Source organism: Streptomyces sp. NPDC048353, assembly GCF_055587165.1.
Map to the genome: position 1 here is coordinate 136,856 of NZ_JBVJGU010000002.1, position 18,912 is coordinate 155,767.

General features: G+C 72.3%; 18 protein-coding genes. 16 read left to right on the top strand and 2 right to left on the bottom strand.

Annotated features, from left to right (window positions below; all coding sequences use genetic code 11):
* Window positions 1-34 precede the first annotated feature (34 nt).
* The 12 genes from ACZ6RC_RS05985 (at window position 35) to ACZ6RC_RS06040 (ending at window position 12,214) form a co-directional block, all read left to right on the top strand.
* A complete protein-coding gene (locus ACZ6RC_RS05985) occupies window positions 35-928 on the top strand; it encodes a diiron oxygenase (protein WP_469579579.1) in 894 nt (297 codons plus the stop codon).
* A 39-nt stretch (window positions 929-967) separates the two neighbouring features.
* Window positions 968-1,855, top strand: coding sequence for a class-II aminoacyl-tRNA synthetase family protein (locus tag ACZ6RC_RS05990; protein WP_469579581.1), 888 nt, complete (start codon window positions 968-970; stop codon window positions 1,853-1,855).
* A 1-nt stretch (window position 1,856) separates the two neighbouring features.
* Entirely contained in the window at window positions 1,857-2,312 is a 456-nt protein-coding gene (acpS, locus tag ACZ6RC_RS05995; protein WP_469579583.1) for a holo-ACP synthase, read from the top strand.
* A gap of 29 nt (window positions 2,313-2,341) precedes the next feature.
* Window positions 2,342-2,599 carry a phosphopantetheine-binding protein gene (locus ACZ6RC_RS06000; RefSeq protein WP_391143663.1) on the top strand — a complete coding sequence of 86 codons (258 nt, stop codon included), beginning with the start codon at window positions 2,342-2,344 and terminating at the stop codon, window positions 2,597-2,599.
* Window positions 2,596-3,819, top strand: coding sequence for a methionine adenosyltransferase (gene metK / locus ACZ6RC_RS06005; RefSeq protein WP_391143666.1), 1,224 nt, complete (start codon window positions 2,596-2,598; stop codon window positions 3,817-3,819). Before ACZ6RC_RS06000 ends, metK begins: the two co-directional genes overlap by 4 nt.
* Before the next feature lie 2 nt (window positions 3,820-3,821).
* The gene (locus ACZ6RC_RS06010; RefSeq protein WP_453612537.1) at window positions 3,822-4,805 is read left to right on the top strand and encodes a carbohydrate kinase family protein; all 984 of its coding nucleotides are present in this window, start codon (window positions 3,822-3,824) and stop codon (window positions 4,803-4,805) included.
* Window positions 4,802-8,263 (top strand): methionine synthase, encoded by a 3,462-nt coding sequence (gene metH / locus ACZ6RC_RS06015; protein WP_469579586.1) that lies wholly within the window; start codon window positions 4,802-4,804, stop codon window positions 8,261-8,263. The genes ACZ6RC_RS06010 and metH overlap by 4 nt, the downstream gene beginning before the upstream one ends.
* The gene (metF, locus tag ACZ6RC_RS06020) at window positions 8,260-9,120 is read left to right on the top strand and encodes a methylenetetrahydrofolate reductase [NAD(P)H] (protein WP_391143671.1); all 861 of its coding nucleotides are present in this window, start codon (window positions 8,260-8,262) and stop codon (window positions 9,118-9,120) included. Before metH ends, metF begins: the two co-directional genes overlap by 4 nt.
* A complete protein-coding gene (gene ahcY, locus ACZ6RC_RS06025; RefSeq protein ID WP_469579589.1) occupies window positions 9,113-10,519 on the top strand; it encodes an adenosylhomocysteinase in 1,407 nt (468 codons plus the stop codon). The genes metF and ahcY overlap by 8 nt, the downstream gene beginning before the upstream one ends.
* Window positions 10,519-11,181 carry a maleylpyruvate isomerase family mycothiol-dependent enzyme gene (locus tag ACZ6RC_RS06030; RefSeq protein ID WP_469579591.1) on the top strand — a complete coding sequence of 221 codons (663 nt, stop codon included), beginning with the start codon at window positions 10,519-10,521 and terminating at the stop codon, window positions 11,179-11,181. The genes ahcY and ACZ6RC_RS06030 overlap by 1 nt, the downstream gene beginning before the upstream one ends.
* Window positions 11,182-11,279: 98 nt before the next feature.
* Complete coding sequence (locus tag ACZ6RC_RS06035; protein ID WP_453612549.1) at window positions 11,280-11,591, top strand: DUF2087 domain-containing protein; 312 nt, start codon at window positions 11,280-11,282, stop codon at window positions 11,589-11,591.
* Window positions 11,588-12,214, top strand: coding sequence for a LysE family transporter (locus ACZ6RC_RS06040; RefSeq protein ID WP_469579593.1), 627 nt, complete (start codon window positions 11,588-11,590; stop codon window positions 12,212-12,214). Before ACZ6RC_RS06035 ends, ACZ6RC_RS06040 begins: the two co-directional genes overlap by 4 nt.
* 20 nt (window positions 12,215-12,234) lie before the next feature.
* Here the strand turns inward: ACZ6RC_RS06040 and ACZ6RC_RS06045 are convergent, their stop codons facing one another.
* Window positions 12,235-12,528, bottom strand: coding sequence for a hypothetical protein (locus ACZ6RC_RS06045; protein ID WP_391143682.1), 294 nt, complete (start codon window positions 12,526-12,528; stop codon window positions 12,235-12,237).
* 49 nt (window positions 12,529-12,577) lie between these two features.
* A complete protein-coding gene (locus ACZ6RC_RS06050) occupies window positions 12,578-13,318 on the bottom strand; it encodes a PIG-L deacetylase family protein (protein ID WP_469579594.1) in 741 nt (246 codons plus the stop codon).
* 201 nt (window positions 13,319-13,519) lie between these two features.
* On the opposite strand from ACZ6RC_RS06050, the gene asnB reads away from it, so the two are divergent.
* The 4 genes from asnB (at window position 13,520) to ACZ6RC_RS06070 (ending at window position 18,805) form a co-directional block, all read left to right on the top strand.
* Window positions 13,520-15,346, top strand: coding sequence for an asparagine synthase (glutamine-hydrolyzing) (gene asnB, locus ACZ6RC_RS06055; RefSeq protein ID WP_469579596.1), 1,827 nt, complete (start codon window positions 13,520-13,522; stop codon window positions 15,344-15,346).
* Window positions 15,343-16,392 carry a PrpF domain-containing protein gene (locus ACZ6RC_RS06060; RefSeq protein ID WP_469579598.1) on the top strand — a complete coding sequence of 350 codons (1,050 nt, stop codon included), beginning with the start codon at window positions 15,343-15,345 and terminating at the stop codon, window positions 16,390-16,392. Before asnB ends, ACZ6RC_RS06060 begins: the two co-directional genes overlap by 4 nt.
* 93 nt (window positions 16,393-16,485) lie before the next feature.
* The gene (locus ACZ6RC_RS06065) at window positions 16,486-17,223 is read left to right on the top strand and encodes an SDR family oxidoreductase (RefSeq protein ID WP_469579600.1); all 738 of its coding nucleotides are present in this window, start codon (window positions 16,486-16,488) and stop codon (window positions 17,221-17,223) included.
* A gap of 16 nt (window positions 17,224-17,239) precedes the next feature.
* A complete protein-coding gene (locus ACZ6RC_RS06070) occupies window positions 17,240-18,805 on the top strand; it encodes a class I tRNA ligase family protein (protein WP_469579602.1) in 1,566 nt (521 codons plus the stop codon).
* Window positions 18,806-18,912: the final 107 nt, after the last annotated feature.

Sequence of the window (18,912 nt, forward strand, 5' to 3'; positions counted from 1 at the left end):
CGAACCGAGCCCCAAAGAAAGAAGGAGACCGAATATGGGCGTCAGTGCCCCCTTGCCCGTCACCGACCGTTTCATGGAAGTCCTGGAGCGGCTCAGCTCCCGCTCCATCGAGGAGTACTACAACCCCTACCAGCAGTTCGACTGGCCCGACCGGTTGGACGAGAAACAGCTGTGGATGACGCCGGAGCTGCTCACCGTCTACGGCACTCCGCACTTCGACGAGCTGGGTGAGGAGACGATCCGGAGGCTGTCGAAGTGGGAGTCGATCAACTTCTACAGCCTCAACGTGCACGGCATCCGCGAGCTGCTGATCGAGGTCGTCGGCCGGATCCACATGCCGGGTTTCGAGGTGCCCTCGGACTTCTTCCACCACTTCATCGGTGAGGAGAACGAGCACATGTGGTTCTTCGCCGAGTTCTGCCGCCGCTACGGCAACAAGATCTACGGCTCGACGGCCATGCGGGCCGATTCCGCGTGGGAGCCGGAGGTGGAGAACTTCCTGGTCTTCGCCCGGATCCTGTTCTTCGAGGAGCTGGTCGACCACTACAACATGCGGATGGCGCAGGACGATTCCCTGTGCCACACCATCCGCGAGGTCAACCGCATCCACCACCAGGACGAGTCCCGTCACATCGCCTTCGGCCGTGAGCTGGTCTCGCTGCTCTTCACCCGGATGCGGGAGGCGGTGCCGGCCGCCCGGGTCGCGGAGGTGGAGGCGTACCTGAAGCGGTACGTCGTCTACAGCATCAACTCGCTCTACAACCCGCACGTGTACCGGGACGCCGGCGTCCCGGATCCGCTGGCCCTGCGGAACGCCCTCGTCGCCGACGAGCGCCGCCGTCCCTTCGAGCGCAAGGCGATCCGCAAGCCGCTCGCCTTCTTCCTGAAGACCGGGATCTTCTCCGACGACACCCTGCCCGTCGTCTGACGGCCGCCGGACCGTCGTACCCCGAGAGGTGAAACCACCATGACCGTGACGACCCCCGCGAGTGCCGGGGAGACGAGGGGCCTGCCGTCCCTCGGTCCCGAGGCGACCGCTCTGCTGCGGCTTCTCGACGACACCTTCGAGGGCTGGGGCGTGGCGGCGGGCGCCCGCCCGATGACCATGCCCCCGCTGCTGCCGACCGCCGATCTGGCGCGGCTCGACTACTACGACAACTTCCCGCACCAGGCCGTCGTCGCCGCCCCGCTCGATCTGGAGCGCCGCGAGACGTCCGCCTTCTGTTCGGACACCGGCTGCTTTCCGTGCGACGCGCTCGAACCCGCCGCGCTCGGGCTGCCCTCGGCGTCCTGTTACGCCGTCTACCTGGACCATCAGGGGCGGAGCGTCGCCGACGACACGTTGGTGACGGTGTGTTCGTGGTGTTTCCGCAAGGAGACGCATTACGAGGGCATGCGCCGGCAGCTGGGTTTCCGTATGCGGGAGATCGTCGCCATCGGCGCCCGTGAGCACGCGGAGACGCATCTGGCGGAGTCCACCGCCCGGATCGAGGCGTTCGCCCGGGCGCTGGGGCTGCCGCTGCGCCGGGAGGCGGCCTGCGATCCGTTCTTCGACAAGGGCGGTTCGAAGGCGCTGCTCCAGCGGCTGACGCCGGTGAAGTACGAGTTCCTCTACGAGGATCTGGCGATCGCCTCGGTCAACACGCACCGCAACTTCTTCGGCGAACGCTGCGACATCTCGCTCGCGTCGAGCGGCGGGCCGGCGTTCACGAGCTGTGTGGCGTTCGGTCTGGAGCGGTGGCTGTCCGCGCTGACCCGTCGCCACGGCGACTGGGCGGCGGCGACGCAGGCGGTCCTCGACGCGAACGCCCGTACGCGGGTTGACGCGAGCGTGGCGGCCGGGCCGGTGGTCTGACGTGCCGGCCCGACCCGTCGCCCCGCCGGCGGGCGGTCTGGGCTGGGCGAACCTCGGCATGGACATCGTGTCCGTCATCCGTGTCCGCCGGCTCCTCGCCGAGTACGGCGAGCGGTTTTTCGAGCGGATGCTCACCCCCGGCGAACTCGCCGACTGCCGTACCGCCTCCGGGCTCGACGTCATGAGCCTGTGCGGGCGGATCGCGGCCAAGGAGGCGGCTTTCAAGACCCTCCGGGTCCGGGGCAGGTTCCTGCCCTGGCCGGACATCGTCGTACGGCGCTCCGAGGGCGGCTGGCCGCTGGTGGAGCTGCACCGTTCGGCCGCCGAGATGGCCGCCGAGTCCGGGATCACCGAGATCACCGTCTCCATCAGCCACGACGTGGACTACGCGGTCGCGGTGGCCGCCCCGATCATCGTCGCGCCCCCCACACCTTCCGTCCCGAACAGCAGCAGCTGATCAACCAGGCATCGCAAAGGAGAGCAATTATGGCCGACGGCCTGCAGCAGGTGAAGAGCTGGATCCTCGACCGCCACCCGGAGCGCGAGGACATCGCGCCCGACCTGGACCTGATCGAGAACCGGCTCATCGACTCGCTGTCCTTCGTCGAGTTCGTCTTCCTGCTGGAGCAGGAGAGCGGCCGGTCGATCCAGATGGAGACCCTGGAGGTCGACTCCATCCGGACGCTCGCCGCGATCGACGCCCACTTCTTCGCCCCGGTCCGTGCGGAGGTGGGCCGGGCATGAGCAGCCGCCGCCTGTTCACCTCGGAGTCGGTGACCGAGGGACATCCCGACAAGATCGCCGACCGGATCAGCGACACGATCCTCGACGCGCTGCTCGCCGAGGACCCGTCCTCGCGGGTGGCGGTGGAGACCCTGATCACCACGGGCCAGGTGCACGTGGCGGGCGAGGTCACCACCACCGCGTACGCGCCGATCGCGCGGCTGGTGCGCGAGGCGGTCCTCGACATCGGCTACGACTCGTCCGCCAAGGGCTTCGACGGAGCCTCGTGCGGGGTGTCGGTCTCCATCGGCGCCCAGTCCCCGGACATCGCGCAGGGTGTGGACACGGCGTACGAGTCGCGGGTCGAGGGCGGTTCGGACGAGCTGGACGCGCAGGGCGCCGGCGACCAGGGGCTGATGTTCGGCTACGCCTGCGACGACACGGCGGAGCTGATGCCGCTGCCGATCGCTCTGGCCCACCGGCTCGCGCGCCGGCTGACGGAGGTCCGCAGGAACGGGACCGTGCCGTATCTGCGCCCGGACGGCAAGACGCAGGTCACCATCGAGTACGAGGGTGACCGGCCGGTCCGGCTGGACACGGTGGTCGTCTCCTCGCAGCACGCGGCCGACATCAGCGTGGAGGGGCTGCTGACTCCGGACATCCGGGAGTTCGTGGTCGAGGCGGAGCTGAAGGCGCTCGCCGAGGAGGGCGTCAACCTCGAATCGGACGGCTACCGCCTGCTGGTGAACCCGACCGGCCGTTTCGAGGTCGGCGGCCCGATGGGCGATGCCGGACTCACCGGCCGGAAGATCATCATCGATACGTACGGCGGCATGGCCCGGCACGGCGGGGGCGCGTTCTCCGGCAAGGACCCGTCGAAGGTGGACCGCTCGGCCGCCTACGCGATGCGCTGGGTCGCGAAGAACGTCGTCGCGGCCGGCCTCGCCTCGCGCTGCGAGGTCCAGGTCGCGTACGCCATCGGCAAGGCCGAGCCGGTCGGTCTCTTCGTCGAGACCTTCGGCACCGGCACGCTCCCGGACGAGGCCGTCCAGGCGGCTGTGCGCGAGGTCTTCGACCTGCGGCCGGCCGCGATCATCCGCGACCTGGACCTGAAGCGGCCGATCTACGCCCGGACCGCCGCCTACGGCCACTTCGGCCGCGAGCTGCCGGAGTTCACCTGGGAGCGCACGGACCGCGTGGACGCGCTGAAGAGGGCGGCGCGCCGGGACGAAGGGGTCTGAGCATGCGTATCGCTGTCACGGGTTCCATCGCGACCGACCATCTGATGACCTTCCCCGGACGGTTCACCGAGCAGTTGCTGGCGGACCGTCTGGACCGGGTCTCCCTGTCGTTCCTCGCCGACAACCTGGAGGTACGGCGCGGCGGGGTGGCAGCGAACATCGCCTTCGGGCTCGGGACGCTCGGCCTGCGCCCGGTCCTGGTGGGGGCGGTCGGCGCCGACTTCGATCCGTACCGCGTCTGGCTGAAGGACCACGGTGTGGACACCGATGCGGTGCGCGTCAGCGCGTCCCTGCACACCGCCCGGTTCGTGTGCACCACCGACCGGGAGCAGAACCAGATCGCCACCTTCTACGCCGGGGCGATGGCGGAGGCCCGCGCGATCGAGCTGCGGGACGTCGTCGCCCGGGTGGGGCGGCTGGAGCTGGTCCTGGTCTCCCCGGACGACCCCGAGGCGATGCTGCGGCACACCCGCACCTGCCGTGACCTGGGCATTCCGTTCGCGGCCGACCCGTCGCAGCAGCTGGCGCGGCTCGGCCGGGACGAGGTGCGGGAGCTGGTGGACGGGGCCCGGTTCCTCTTCACCAACGAGTACGAGACGGCTCTGCTCCAGGAGAGGACGGGGTGGCCGGAGGCGGAGGTGCTGCGTCGCGTCGGCGCCTGGGTCACCACGCACGGCGCGGCCGGGGTCCGCGTCCGGGGCGAGGGCCGAGCTCCGCTGTCGGTGCCGGCGGTCCGGGTGCCCGAGGTCGTCGATCCGACCGGCGTCGGGGACGCGTTCCGGGCCGGATTCCTCGCCGGGACGTTGTGGGGCGTGCCGGAGTGGTGCGCGGCGCGGCTGGGCTGCGCGGTCGCCGCGACGGTCCTCGACTCCGTGGGGACGCAGGAGTACCGGCTGCGCCGGGACCACCTCGTGGAGCGGATCAGGACGACGTACGGCACGGCCTGCACGGCCGAACTCCTCGTCCACCTTGCGGGGTTGTCATGAGACGGTCGCTGCGGGACGAGCTCGCCACCCGGGTCGTGGTGGCCGACGGGGCGATGGGCACGATGCTCCAGGCCGCCGATCCGACGATGGACGACTTCCGGAACCTGGAGGGCTGCAACGAGGTCCTCAACGTCACGCGCCCCGACATCGTCGCCTCCGTCCACGACGCGTACTTCTCCGTCGGCGTGGACTGCGTCGAGACCAACACCTTCGGCGCGAACCTGGCCGCCCTCGCGGAGTACGGCATCGAGGACCAGGTCTACGAGCTGTCCGAGGCCGGCGCCCGGATCGCCCGTACCACCGCGGACGCCCACACGGCCGTCGACGGGCGCCCCCGCTGGGTCCTCGGCTCCATGGGGCCGGGCACAAAGCTGCCGTCGCTGGGCCACATCCGGTACGAGCCGTTGCGGGAGGCGTACCGGCAGAACGCGGAGGGGCTCGTCCGGGGCGGCGCCGACGCGCTGCTCATCGAGACCTCGCAGGACCTGCTGCAGACGAAGGCGGCCGTCGTCGGCGCCCGGCAGGCCCTGGAGTGGTGCGGGTACGACCTGCCGCTGATCGTGCAGGTGACGGTGGAGACGACGGGCACGATGCTGCTGGGCTCGGAGATCGGCGCCGCGCTGACGGCGCTGGAGCCGCTCGGCATCGACGTGATCGGCCTGAACTGCGCGACCGGTCCTGCGGAGATGGCCGAGCACTTGCGCTATCTGGCCCGGCACTCCCGTATCCCGCTGTCCGTCATGCCCAACGCCGGCCTGCCGGTCCTCGGCAAGGACGGCGCGCACTATCCCCTCTCCCCGGCCGAGCTGGCCGACGCGCAGGAGAGCTTCGTCCGGGAGTACGGTCCGTCGCTGGTCGGCGGCTGCTGCGGTACGACTCCGGAGCACCTGCGGGCGGTCGTGGAGCGGGTCCGGGGAGCGGCGGTGACGGCGCGGGCTCCCCAGGCGGAGGCCGGCGCCTCCTCGCTGTACGGCCATGTGCCGTTCCGGCAGGACACGGCGTACCTGGCGATCGGCGAGCGGACGAACGCGAACGGGTCGAGGAAGTTCCGCGAGGCCATGCTGGAGGGCCGCTGGGACGACTGCGTGGAGATGGCGCGCGACCAGATCCGCGAGGGCGCGCACATGCTGGACCTGTGCGTGGACTACGTCGGCCGCGACGGTGTCGCGGACATGGAGGAGCTGGCGGGCCGGTTCGCGACCGCCTCCACGCTGCCGATCGTGCTGGACTCCACGGAGGTGGAGGTGCTGCGGGCGGGCCTGGAGAAGCTCGGCGGCCGCGCGGTGATCAACTCGGTGAACTACGAGGACGGCGACGGACCGGAGTCCCGGTTCGCCAAGGTCGCGGCGCTCGTCCGGGAGCACGGGGCCGCGCTGATGGCGCTCACGATCGACGAGGAGGGCCAGGCCCGCACGGTCGAGGCGAAGGTCGCGATCGCGGAGCGGATCATCACGGATCTGACGGAGCGGTGGGGCATCAGGGAGTCGGACATCCTCATCGACTGCCTGACGTTCACCATCTGCACGGGGCAGGAGGAGTCCCGGCGCGACGGCGTCCACACCATCGAGGCCATCCGGGAGCTGAAGCGGCGCCGCCCGGACGTGCAGACGACGCTGGGCCTGTCGAACATCTCCTTCGGTCTGAACCCGGCCGCCCGGATCGTGCTGAACTCGGTCTTCCTCGACGAGTGCGTGAAGGCCGGGCTCGACTCGGCGATCGTCCACGCGTCGAAGATCCTGCCGATCGCCCGGCTGGAGCCGGAACAGGTCGAGGTGGCGCTCGATCTGATCCACGACCGGCGCAGGGAGGGCTACGACCCGCTCCAGCGCCTCCTCGAACTCTTCGAGGGCGCGACGGCGAAGTCCCTGCGGGCCGGGAAGGCCGACGAGCTGCTCGCGCTGCCGCTGGAGGAGCGCCTCAAGCGGCGGATCATCGACGGCGAGAAGAACGGCCTGGAGGCCGATCTCGACGAAGCTCTCCAGGCCAAGCCGGCCCTCGAGATCGTCAACGAGACGCTGCTCGACGGCATGAAGGTCGTCGGCGAGCTGTTCGGCTCCGGACAGATGCAGCTGCCGTTCGTGCTCCAGTCCGCCGAGGTCATGAAGACCGCGGTGGCCTACCTGGAGCCGCACATGGAGAAGACCGACGCCGACGGCAAGGGCACCATCGTGCTGGCGACGGTACGCGGCGACGTCCACGACATCGGCAAGAACCTCGTCGACATCATCCTCTCCAACAACGGCTACAACGTCGTCAACCTCGGCATCAAGCAGCCCGTCTCCGCGATCCTGGACGCCGCCGGGGAACACCGCGCCGACGTCATCGGCATGTCCGGCCTCCTGGTCAAGTCCACGGTGATCATGAAGGAGAACCTGGAGGAGCTGAACCAGCGCGGCCTGGCCGCCGACTTCCCCGTCATCCTCGGCGGCGCCGCCCTCACCCGCGCCTACGTCGAACAGGACCTCCACGAGATCTACCAGGGCGAGGTCCGCTACGCCCGCGACGCCTTCGAGGGCCTGCGCCTGATGGACGCCCTCATGGCGGTCAAGCGGGGCGTCCCCGGGGCCGTACTGCCGGAGCGCAAGCAGCGCAGGGTGCCGAAGCGGGACACGCCCCTCCTCGACGTACGGGAGCCCGAGCCGGCCGGCCGATCGGACGTCGCCGCCGACCACCCCGTCCCCGAACCGCCGTTCCTCGGCACCCGGGTCGTCAAGGGCATCCAGCTCAAGGAGTACGCCTCCTGGCTCGACGAGGGCGCCCTCTTCAAGGGCCAGTGGGGCCTGAAGGACGCCGGGACCGTCGAGTCGGAGGGCCGGCCGCGGCTGCGCGGCTGGCTGGACCGGCTCCAGACGGACCGGCTCCTCGAAGCGGCCGTCGTGCACGGCTACTTCCCCTGTGTGTCCAAGGGCGACGACCTGATCGTCCTGGACGAGGACGGAGGCGAGCGGACCCGCTTCACCTTCCCCCGCCAGCGGCGGGGCCGCCGCCTCTGTCTGGCCGACTTCTTCCGCGCCGAGGACTCGGGCGAGGTCGACGTCGTCGCCCTCCAGGTCGTCACCGTCGGATCGCGGATCGGAGAGGAGACCGCGAAGCTCTTCGCCGCGGACCGCTACCGCGACTACCTGGAGCTGCACGGACTGTCGGTGCAGCTCGCCGAGGCCCTCGCGGAGTACTGGCACGCCCGCGTCCGCGCCGAGTGGGGCATCGCGGGCGCCTCGGAGCCCGCGGGCATCGAGGGGATGCTGCGGACGGAGTACCAGGGCTGCCGGTACTCCCTCGGCTACCCGGCCTGCCCCGACCTGGAGGACCGGGCGAAGATCGCCGCGCTGCTGCGGCCGGAGCGGATCGGCGTCGAGCTGTCCGAGGAGTACCAGCTCCACCCCGAACAGTCGACGGACGCGATCGTCGTCCACCACCCCGAGGCGAGCTACTTCAACGCGGGAGGCCGGCGCCCGTGAACCCCACCTTCTCCTTCGAGTTCTTCCCGCCGAAGACGGACCGCGGCGAGCGGACCCTGTGGGAGGCGATCCGCCGCGTCGAGGCCCTGGCCCCGGACTTCGTGTCGGTGACGTACGGCGCGGGCGGGTCCTCCCGCGACCGGACGGTCGAGGTCACGCAGCGGATCGCGGCGGAGACGACCCTGCGGCCGGTCGCCCACCTGACGGCGGTCGGGCATTCGGTGGCGGAGCTGCGGGCCGTCATCGGCGCCTACGCGGACGCCGGGGTACGGGACGTCCTCGTGCTCCGCGGCGACCCTCCCGGCGACCCGCGCGGCCCCTGGACACCGCACCCGCACGGCTTCACGTACGCCTACGAACTGATCGAACTGGTCCGTTCGTTGGGCGACTTCAGGATCGGGGTGGCCGCCTTCCCCGAGGGCCACCCACGGTCCGGGAGCCCGCGGAGCGACCTCGCCCACTTCGTCGCCAAGTGCCGGGCGGGCGCCGACTACGCCATCACGCAGATGTTCTTCGACGTGGCGGACTATCTGCGGCTGCGGGACCGGGTCGCGGCGGCCGGCTGCGACATCCCGATCATCCCGGAGATCATGCCGGCCACGGACGTCCGCCAGATCCGCCGCTTCGCCGAGCTGTCGGACGCCGCCTTCCCCGAGGAGCTGGCCCACCGCCTGGAGGCGGCCCGGGACGACCCGGCGGCCGCGTACCGGATCGGCGTCGAGCACGCGACGGCGATGGGCCTGCGACTGCTCGACGAGGGGGCGCCGGGCCTGCACTACATCACGCTGAACAGGTCGACGGCGGCCCTGGAAATCCACCGGAGCATCATGAACGCAAGGAGCGTTGCCCATGTCTGACGCCTTCACCGACTTCAAGGTCGCCGACCTCTCGCTGGCGGAGTACGGCCGCAAGGAGATCACCCTCGCCGAGCACGAGATGCCCGGCCTGATGGCGATCCGCCGCGAGTACGCCGAGCGGCAGCCCCTCGCCGGCGCCCGGATCACCGGCTCGCTGCACATGACCGTGCAGACCGCCGTCCTCATCGAGACCCTGGTCGCCCTCGGCGCGCGGGTGCGCTGGGTGTCCTGCAACATCTTCTCCACCCAGGACCACGCGGCCGCGGCGATCGCCGCCGCCGGCATCCCGGTCTTCGCCTGGAAGGGCGAGACCCTGGAGGAGTACTGGTGGTGTACGGAGCAGGCGCTGACCTGGCCGGACGCCGTGGGACCGAACATGATCCTGGACGACGGAGGCGACGCCACCCTCCTCGTCCACCAGGGCGTCGAGTTCGAGAAGGCGGGCGCGGTCCCGGACCCGTCGACGGCCGACAACGACGAACTGCGGGTCGTGCTGGAGCTGTTGGGGCGCTCCACACTGGACTGGACGGCGATGGCCTCGGAGATCCGCGGCGTGACGGAGGAGACGACGACGGGTGTCCACCGTCTGTACGAGATGATGTCCGAGGGCACGCTGTTGTTCCCGGCGATCAATGTGAACGACGCGGTGACGAAGTCGAAGTTCGACAACAAGTACGGTTGCCGTCACTCTCTGATCGACGGCATCAACCGTGCCACCGACGTGCTGATCGGCGGGAAGACCGCGGTCGTGTTCGGGTACGGCGATGTGGGCAAGGGCTGTGCGGAGTCGCTGCGTGGTCAGGGTGCGCGGGTGATCGTGACGGAGATCGACCCGATCTGTGCGCTGCAGGCGGCGATGGACGGCTATCAGGTGGCCACGCTGGACGATGTGGTGGAGACGGCGGACATCTTCATCACGACGACCGGCAACAAGGACATCATCATGGCCTCGGACATGGCCCGGATGAAGCACCAGGCCATCGTGGGGAACATCGGTCACTTCGACAACGAGATCGACATGGCGGGGCTTGCCAAGCTTCCGGGTGTCGTGAAGGACGAGGTCAAGCCGCAGGTCCACACCTGGACGTTCCCCGACGGCAAGGTCCTGATCGTGCTCTCCGAGGGCCGGCTGCTCAATCTGGGCAACGCGACCGGGCATCCGTCGTTCGTGATGTCGAACTCCTTCGCGGACCAGACCCTGGCCCAGATCGAGCTCTTCACCAAGCCGGAGGAGTACCCGACCGAGGTCTACGTCCTGCCCAAGCACCTGGACGAGAAGGTCGCCCGCCTCCACCTCGACGCCCTCGGCGTGAAGCTGACGACCCTGCGCCCCGAGCAGGCCGCCTACATCGGCGTCCAGGTCGAGGGCCCGTACAAGCCGGACCACTACCGCTACTGATGTCGTACGTACGTGATCCCTGGCTCCCGGACCGGTTGTTGCGTACGGAACGGGACGCGCTGATGCCGCTGCTGCGGCGGACCCCGGAGGCGGCGTTCGAACTGCGGACGGCGTGCCCGGGCTGGACGGCCCGGCAGGTGATCGCCCACTGCGGGGCGGCCCTGGTCCGGATCGTCGAGGGCCGGCTGGAGGAGGGCGTCTTCCTGCCGGACGCGAACGCGGCGGACGTCGCCGAGCGCGAGTCCTGGCCACTCCGCCGGATCCTGGACGAGCTGGAACGCGGCTTCTCGGAGGCGGGTCCGGTGATCGCCAAGACGACGGACGGACTGCTGGACGCGGTGGCGCTGGGGGAGTGGGTGCACGCGGGCGACGTCCGCGAGGCGTTCGGTGTCCCCGGCGCGTACGGCGGCTCGGCGGGCCTGGACCTGGCGCTCCCGCTGCTCGCGGTGGTCAGCCGCAGGCGCGAGACACCCCGCCTGGTCGCTGCCCTCCACGACCGCGGGACTCCGGTCGTCCTCGGCGACGAGACCCCCGGCCGCCCCCCGGCCCGCTTCACGGGGGACGCGGCGACCTTGATCCGGCTGTACGCGGGCCGCCCTCTGGTGCGGACGCGGTACGAGCTGTGGGGGGCGACGGAGCGGGAGCTGTGCATCTACCGCTAGGGCGTGTCTCCGGGCGGGCCGGCCGCCCGGCCGCCCGGCCCGCCCGGCCCGCGAAAATGCTTTGCCCGGGCCCGGGGCCGCGCGTCACTGTTCGGCGTATGACTCTCCCAGCCGAACCCCGCCCGGTGGCGGACCTCTTCTCGACGGACGGACGCCTGAAGGCGATCCCGCGCAGGCCGGCCCGTCGGGAGCAGCTCCTCGCCCATCTGGCCGCGACGCTCTTCGAGCCCGCCCGCACCTACAGCGAGCGCGAGGTCAACGAAGCGCTGTCGACCGTCCACGACGACTTCCCGGCCCTGCGCCGTTATCTGGTGACCGGCGGCCTGCTCTCCCGTACGAAGGACGGCTCGGCCTACCGCCGACAGCAGCAGCCCGGCTCCCCCGGAGGCGCGATCCCGTCCGTCGCGTGACGGCCGCGCTGCTGGCCGGCCTGCTGGCCGGCTACGGCATCGCGATCCCGGTCGGCGCGGTCGGCGCCTATCTCGTGGCGGTCACGGCCCGCACCGGCTGGCGTACGGGCGCGGGCGCGGCCCTCGGCGTCGCGGCGGCGGACGGGCTCTACGCCCTGCTCGCGGTCGTGGGCGGCTCGGCGCTCGTCCCGCTCCTCGCCCCGGTCATGGGGCCGCTGCGATGGGTCTCGGCGGTGGTCCTGGTGGGCCTCGCGGCCCGCGCGGCCTGGACGGCGGTACGGGCCTACCGCGCCCGGACCCTCGCGCGGCGGGCCGACGGCGCCACCCCGCTCACCCCGCGGCGGGCCTTCCTCACGTTCCTGGGCATCACGGTCCTGAACCCGATGACCGTGATCTACTTCGTGGCCCTGATCCTGGCGACCGGCCCTTCCGGACCCGCGACCCCGCTGGACCGGACCGTCTTCGTCCTCGCCGCCCTCGCCGCCTCCGCGAGCTGGCAACTCCTCCTGGCCACGGGCGGCGCCCTCCTCGGCCGCACCCTGACGGGCCCCCGGGGCCGCCTGGGCACGGCCCTCGTGTCCAGCGCCCTGATCACCGGCCTGGCGGTGCACCTGGTGGCGTAGGGCGCGGGGGCCTCTCGGGGTCATCCCCGTCCCCGGGCCCCCGCGGCGGTCAGGACGGCGGCTGTCGTGAGGGCGGCGGCGAGGGCTCCCGCCGTCATCACGCCCCGGCGGGAGCGCCAGGACATGACCGACCAGCAGGACCGGGCGGAGAGCAGGGAGCCGGCGCTCAGCCAGGATCCGACGGACGCGGCCGAGGCGGCGGAGCCGATCGAGCCGATGGACAGGGCGGAGCCGACCGAGCCGATGGAGAGCACCGAGCCCACGGAGCCGATCGACAGGACCGAGTCCCGTGACCACAGGGAGAGGTTCGACATGGGCCGATCGTAGGCGCCGGCCCCTGCCGGCGCCCTCCGGGAGCGGCCGTCAGTCGATGTGCACGATCTGGAACGCCTCCGCCATGCGGCCGGCCGGCAGGCCCCCCGCCGTGGCGTGCTCGCTCAGCCACTCCCGTAGCAGTCCGGCCAGGTCGTCGAAGTGCGCGGTCTGGGAGGTGTGGATGCGCAGGGCCTCGGCCTTGCGGTCGAAGACCTGGGTGACGTCCACGTACTGATTGGGCGTCGGGCCCGTCATCAGCCACAGCTCGTGGACGGTCCAGGGCTCCAGGCCCTCGTCCCGGAGCAGCGAGGGGTGGGCGAAGGGGTTGCGGGCCTCGGGGTAGACGGCGCGCAGGCAGGCGTCGCCGACGGCGCGGTGGTCGGGGTGGAGGTCGGCCACGCGGGCCCAGTTGATCTCGGGGGAGGGGACGATGGCCCGCTGCGGGCGGACCTCGCGGATGACCCGGCACAGGTCGCGGCGGAGCTCCACCGTCGGTTCCACGAAGCTGTCGGGGTAGCCGAGGAAGCGGACGTCGGCGACGCCGCTGAGCTTGGCTGAGTGGACCTGTTCGGCGCGGCGCAGGTCCGCCATGGCCTGGCGCGGGAGCTTCTCGTCGTATCCGCCGGCGCCGCCGTCCGTGACGATGCAGTAGGTGACGCGGGTCCCGCGTTCGATCCACTGCATCACCGTGCCGCTGACGCAGAACTCGATGTCGTCCGGGTGCGCGGCCACCACCAGCAGGGATGCGGGGGCGCTGCGGTCTTTGCTGTCGGTCGCGAAGTCCTCCATGGGGCAAGCGTGTTGCCGAGCCGGGGGCGTCGCAAGGCCATGTCGTGGCGTGAACCGGACATGGCACTTACGCGCCACCCAAAAAGTTGGTAGATTCAAATCATTGAGTACGTCATGGGATGTGTGACCCGAGTCAGGAAGCGCGCGGCGGCCACGACGGGCGGCCGGAGCCGCGGCAGACGAACCGGAGGGCGACCGGCAATGTGCAGGATTTTCGGCTCCTTCGCCGCCGGGGCGGCCCGCCCCGAGCCGGCCGAACTCTCGGCGGTCTCGGCCCGCCAGCGACACGGCGGCCCCGACGAGCACCACGTGCTCGGCGGGCCCGGCTGGTCGCTGGGGTGCGACCGCCTCGCCGTCACCGATCCCCGCGGCGGGAGGCAGCCCTACCGGCTGCCGCACCTGCCCGGGATCCTCGCCGTGCTCAACGGCGAGATCTACAACCACGCCGAGCTGCGCCGGCACCTCGCCGCCCGCGGCCACCGGTTCCCCGACCGCTGCGACGGCACCGTCCTGCCCGCGCTCTACGCCGAGTACGGCCCCGCCTTCGCCGACCACCTCGACGGGATGTTCGCCGTCGCCGTCCTCGACCTCAGGACCGGCACCGGCCACGGGCCCCGACTCCTCCTCGCCGTCGACGACATGGGCATGAAACCGGTGCACCTCCACCACGACCCGGCCGACGGATCGACCCGGTTCGCCTCCGAGATCCCCGCGCTCCTCGCCTTCGACGGCGTACGGATCAGCCCGCGCGAGGACACCCTGGACACCGTCCTCGCCACCCGTACGCCCTTCTCCGCCCGCACCGCCCTCGACGGCATCGACGTCCTGCCGCCCGGCGCGACCGCCGTCGTCAGGCCCGGCCGCCCGCCCCTCGTCCGCCGCCGCGCCCCGCACCGCGCCCCGGCCGGGGACGCGTCGGCCGGCGACGCGCAGGACGTGCTGCGGCGCGAGGTGCGGCGGCTCGTCCGCGCCGAGGTGCCGGTGTGCGCGATCACCAGCGGCGGCCTCGACTCCGGGCTCGTCACCGCGCTCGCCGCCGAGTACGCCCGGGAGACCGACGCGCCGCCGCTCCACACCTTCCACCTCACCTACCGCGGCACATGGCCCGGCTCCGAGTCCGCGTACGCCCGCTCCGTCGCCCGCCGCGCCCGGACCGTGCACCACGAGGTGGCCGTCGACCCCGACGAGCTGGGCTCCCTCCTGACCCGCACGGTCCGCCACCTCGGCCAGCCCAACGCCGACCCCATCGCCCTCTCCACGTACGCCCTGTTCCGCGCCGTACGGCAGAGCGGCTTCACCGTCGCGCTCGCGGGCGACGGCGCCGACGAACTCTTCGGGGGGTACGACCGGATGCGCGCCGCGCTCGACGCGCCGGCGGGCGCCGACTGGGCGGGGGCGTACACGGACGCGCTGTCGGCGGCCCCCCGGATGCTCCGCGAGCACCTGTACACGCCGGGGTACCGCGCGTTCATCGCCGAGCGGGGCTCGGCGGCCGACCGGATCGAGCAGGAGCTGCGCTCGGCCGAGGCGGTCGGGGCCGGCCGGCTGGAGGCGATGACGGCGTTCGAGACCCGGTGGCGGCTGCCCGCGTACCACTTGCGGCGCGTGGACCACCTGTCGATGGCGTGGGCGGTGGAGGCCCGCATGCCGTTCTGCCAGCCCTCGGTCGTCTCCTACGCGCGCTCGCTCCCGCCGGAGGCGCGGCGGGGCAAGCGAGCGCTGTACGAAGCGGGGCGGGAGCTGCTGCCCGCGGCGGTCCTGAACCGGCCCAAGCAGCCGTTCACACTGCCGATCGCCGCCCTGCTCACCCCCGGCAGCCCCCTCCTGGACACGGTCCGCGAACTCCTCTCCCCGGCCCGCCTCGTCCTCGGCGGCAGGCTCCGCGCCGACCGCGTCGGCCGGCTCCTCGCCCGCCAGCTCGAACGCCCCTCGCAGCAGGACGCGCTGGCCCTCTGGGGCATCGCCGTCCACGAACTGTGGAGCGACGTCGTCCAGGGCATGCGGATCCCGGTGGGCTGCGCGGCGTGACACCGGACGGCGGCGGGCGTACGGGCGCGGGCGGTGCGAGCGGGCGTACGGGCGGGGGTGGTGCGGGCGGGCGTACGGGCGCGAGCGGGCGTACGGGCGCCGGCGGCGCGGGTGGTGCGGGCGGCGGGGTGGCCGCCACCGTCGTCCGCGCCGAGGACGCGCCGGGCCCCACCCTGGTCGTACGCCTCTCCCACCTCCCGGCGGGCGCGCTGGCGCTGCGCGGCGAACTGGTCGCGCTGCGCCGGGCCCTGGCCGCGACCCCCTACGCCGGGCTGAACAAGATCGCCCTGTACGGGCCGTCCGCCCGCCCCGGCCACGACCTCGACTACCGCTTCGTCCAGGCCCTGCCCGGCGGGGGGTTCGACTTCCGCACCGGCTGCGGCCACTCGCTGCTCGCCTGCGTGGTGGCGGCCGCCCGGCCCGGACCCGTCACCGTCCACGCCGTCACGACGGACGACGACCTCCTCTGCACCCCGGAGCCCGCCGGCCCCACCGGCCCGCCCGCCGCCTCCTACACCCTCCGCTTCCTCCGTCCCCCCGACGCCCCCGGAACCCTCCCCACCGGGCGCCCCGTCGACGTCCTCGGCGGGCTGCCCGTCTCCCTGGTCCGGTACGGCAATCCGTACGTCTTCGTCGACGCCGCCCACCTCGGCGCCCCCACCGCCGACGCCCTCTTCCGCGCCGGGGACGGCACCCGGCGCCGCCTCCTCGCGCTCCGGGCGCACGCCGCCCGCGCCCTCGGGCACCCGCCCGGCTCCGCACTGCCGAAGATCGCCGCGTTCGCCGTGGACGACGCGGGCCGCACGGCCGTCCGCGCCCTCACCGTCGGCGGCTGGCACCCCCGGCTCGCCCTCACCGGAGCCGCCGCGCTCGCCGCCGCCGCGTCCGTCGGGGGGACCGTCGTCCCGCCCCTGCGCGGCACCGTGCGCACCCCCGGCGGGCCCGTCACCGTCTCCTGCGACGACGGCCGCGTCGCCGTCCACCACAAGCGCGCGGCCGTCGTCGACCGCCTCCGGATCCCCTGGCGTATCCACGCAACGGCGTGAACGCGCAGCCCGTACAACGGGGTTGGGCTCCCTTTCCTCTGCCACGCTGAATTCGACCGCATTCGCCCGTCCGGCAGGGGAGAGCAGACGAGCATGACATTCGAGAATCTGCGTGTCGTCGTGACCGGAGCGTCCCGCTATTTCGGCCGCGCGCTCGCCGTCGGATTCGCACACCTCGGCGCCGAGGTCTATGTCTCGGCCCGTACCGTCGAGGCCGCCGAGCGGACCCGCACCGACGTCATGGGCTCCGCCCGCGACCGCATTCACGCCTTCGGCTGCGACCTGAGCCGGCCCGCCGAGATCCGGGAGTTCGCCGCCCGGGTCGGCGAGCACACCGACCGCGTCGACCTGCTGGTCAACAACGGGGCGCGCTGGCTCGACGGCATGGACCTGGAGGCGGCCAGTGACGACGCGATCGTGGAGACGATCGAGTCGACCGCCGGCGGAACCGTCCTGATGGTGAAGCACTTCCTGCCGCTGCTGCGCGGCTCACTGCGCCCCGACATCGTCAACATGGTCGCGGTCCGGGACGCCGAGGGCGCCTCGGCCGCCACCGCCCACGAGGCGTTCTGGGCGGCGAAGAGCGCCCAGGCCGGATTCGCCGACATCCTCGCCCGGCGGCTGCGCCCCTCGGGTGTCCGCGTCTTCTCCCTCTACCCTCCCGATTTCTCCACCTCCGATCCGCGCTTCGCCGAATGGGACGGAGTGCGTACGGACGGAATGGCGCCCGACGAGAAGCTCACCACCCAGGCCCTTTTCGAATGCGTCGTCTATGCCGTCGAACAGCCGCGTGACTGCTTCATCCGCAGCTTCCACTTCGAACCTCGCTGACGCTCAGGAGGTCCCCATGAGCACCCCCGTCTGGATCACCGCCACCCCTCCTGCCACCCACGGCGAACTGCACATCGGCCACCTCGCGGGGCCGTACGTCGCCGCCGACGTCCTCACCCGCTATCTGCGCGCCGAGGGCGAGGCCGTCCGGTTCACCACCGGCACCGCCGACCACGCCAGCTCCGTCGAGGTCAGGGCGCTGCGCCACCACCGCAAGCCCGAGGAGGTCGCCGAGGGCTACCGCGCGGCGATCACCGCCGACTGGCTGCGCTCCGGCGTGGAGTTCGACCACATCGTCCGCCCCCGCCGCGACCGCGGCTACACCCGCTGGGTCCAGGAACTGTTCAGCCGCCTCTACGCCCAGGGCGTCATCGCCCCGCGCACCCGGCTGCTGCCCTACTGCGAGCCCTGCGAGCGCTGGCTGTACGGCGCCCACGTCACCGGCGTCTGCCCGCACTGCGGCGCGGCGAGCGACGGCGGGATGTGCCACGAGTGCGCCCGCCCCAACGACGGCGGCGACCTGATCACCCCGCGCTGCTCGCTGTGCGACACCCTGGCGCTGCCCAAGCGCTGCCGCCGGCTGTACGTACCGCTGGAGCCGTTCCGGGAGACGCTGGCCGACTACTGGGCGACCGCCGGGCTGCCGCCGCGGCTCGCCGCGCTGTGCGAGTCGCTCGTCGAGGACGGGCTGCCGGACATCGCGGTCGGCAACCCGGCCGACTGGGGCCTGGAGGTGCCGGTCGAGGGCTTCCCCGACCACCGCATCGACGGCTGCTTCGAAGCCGCGGCGATGCACCTGTTCGGCTACGACACCAAGGGCCCGCTGCCCGCCCGCGCCATCCACTTCTGCGGCTTCGGGCACGCCTTCTGCCACGCGGTGCTGCTGCCGGTGCTGCTCCTCGCCCAGGACGTCAAGCTGCCGCAGGACTTCTGCGTCAACGAGTCGTACGTCATCGAGGAGGGCGTCCAGGAGGGCAACGTCTGGGCGCTCGACCTGCTCACCGAGTACGGCTCCGACACGCTGCGGCGGCATGTGCTCCAGGCCCGCCCCACCGGTCGCCGCACGGTCTTCTCCCGCGACCGGCTCGCCACCGCCCGGCAGGAGCTGGACGAGTCCTGGAACAGCTGGCTGGCGCGGCTCTTCGCCTCCGTGCGCGAGGAGTGCGCGGGTCTGGCCCCGCAGGCGCTGCCCGGCGGAACCGGCTGGGCGGTCCTGGAGCGTCGGCTGCACCGGGCCGTGGACGACCTGCGGGACGCCTACGGGCCCGACGCCTTCGACCCGCGCCGCGCGGTCGCGGTCCTCGACGAGATGGTCCGGTCGGTCGCCGACTTCGGCCATGTCAACGCCCACGAGCGCTGCCGGCCGACCACCGCCTGCCGTCACCTGCCGGCGCTCGCCGGTCAGTTGGCGTTCGCGTCGGCGCTGTCCGCGTGGGCGCGGCCGGTGATGCCGGAGGGCGCCGACCGGCTCGCGGGGGCGCTCCAGGCGGCGCCGGGCAGGCCGGTCGACTGGCACGCCCTGACCGCCCCGCTGCCGGGGACCCGGCTCGCCCCGCCCTCGGGCCCGGTCTTCGGCTTCTGACCGGCCGGTTCCGCCGCCCGTACCCGTTCCGCATCCCCGTTTCCGCCTCCGCCTCCGTTCCACCCACTCGCCGCGTGGCCGTGCGCGCGACGCAGGGACACGTGGCC

Bases quoted from the DNA above. Each gene is read 5' to 3' on its own strand.
- ahcY (WP_469579589.1), top strand. From the start codon at position 9,113: ATGTCTGACGCCTTCACCGACTTCAAGGTCGCCGACCTCTCGCTGGCG.
- metH (WP_469579586.1), top strand. From the start codon at position 4,802: ATGAGACGGTCGCTGCGGGACGAGCTCGCCACCCGGGTCGTGGTGGCC.
- ACZ6RC_RS06035 (WP_453612549.1), top strand. From the start codon at position 11,280: ATGACTCTCCCAGCCGAACCCCGCCCGGTGGCGGACCTCTTCTCGACG.
- ACZ6RC_RS05985 (WP_469579579.1), top strand. From the start codon at position 35: ATGGGCGTCAGTGCCCCCTTGCCCGTCACCGACCGTTTCATGGAAGTC.
- ACZ6RC_RS05990 (WP_469579581.1), top strand. From the start codon at position 968: ATGACCGTGACGACCCCCGCGAGTGCCGGGGAGACGAGGGGCCTGCCG.
- metK (WP_391143666.1), top strand. From the start codon at position 2,596: ATGAGCAGCCGCCGCCTGTTCACCTCGGAGTCGGTGACCGAGGGACAT.
- ACZ6RC_RS06010 (WP_453612537.1), top strand. From the start codon at position 3,822: ATGCGTATCGCTGTCACGGGTTCCATCGCGACCGACCATCTGATGACC.
- ACZ6RC_RS06000 (WP_391143663.1), top strand. From the start codon at position 2,342: ATGGCCGACGGCCTGCAGCAGGTGAAGAGCTGGATCCTCGACCGCCAC.
- ACZ6RC_RS06065 (WP_469579600.1), top strand. From the start codon at position 16,486: ATGACATTCGAGAATCTGCGTGTCGTCGTGACCGGAGCGTCCCGCTAT.
- asnB (WP_469579596.1), top strand. From the start codon at position 13,520: ATGTGCAGGATTTTCGGCTCCTTCGCCGCCGGGGCGGCCCGCCCCGAG.
- ACZ6RC_RS06070 (WP_469579602.1), top strand. From the start codon at position 17,240: ATGAGCACCCCCGTCTGGATCACCGCCACCCCTCCTGCCACCCACGGC.
- ACZ6RC_RS06050 (WP_469579594.1), bottom strand. From the start codon at position 13,318: ATGGAGGACTTCGCGACCGACAGCAAAGACCGCAGCGCCCCCGCATCC.
- ACZ6RC_RS06030 (WP_469579591.1), top strand. From the start codon at position 10,519: ATGTCGTACGTACGTGATCCCTGGCTCCCGGACCGGTTGTTGCGTACG.
- ACZ6RC_RS06045 (WP_391143682.1), bottom strand. From the start codon at position 12,528: ATGTCGAACCTCTCCCTGTGGTCACGGGACTCGGTCCTGTCGATCGGC.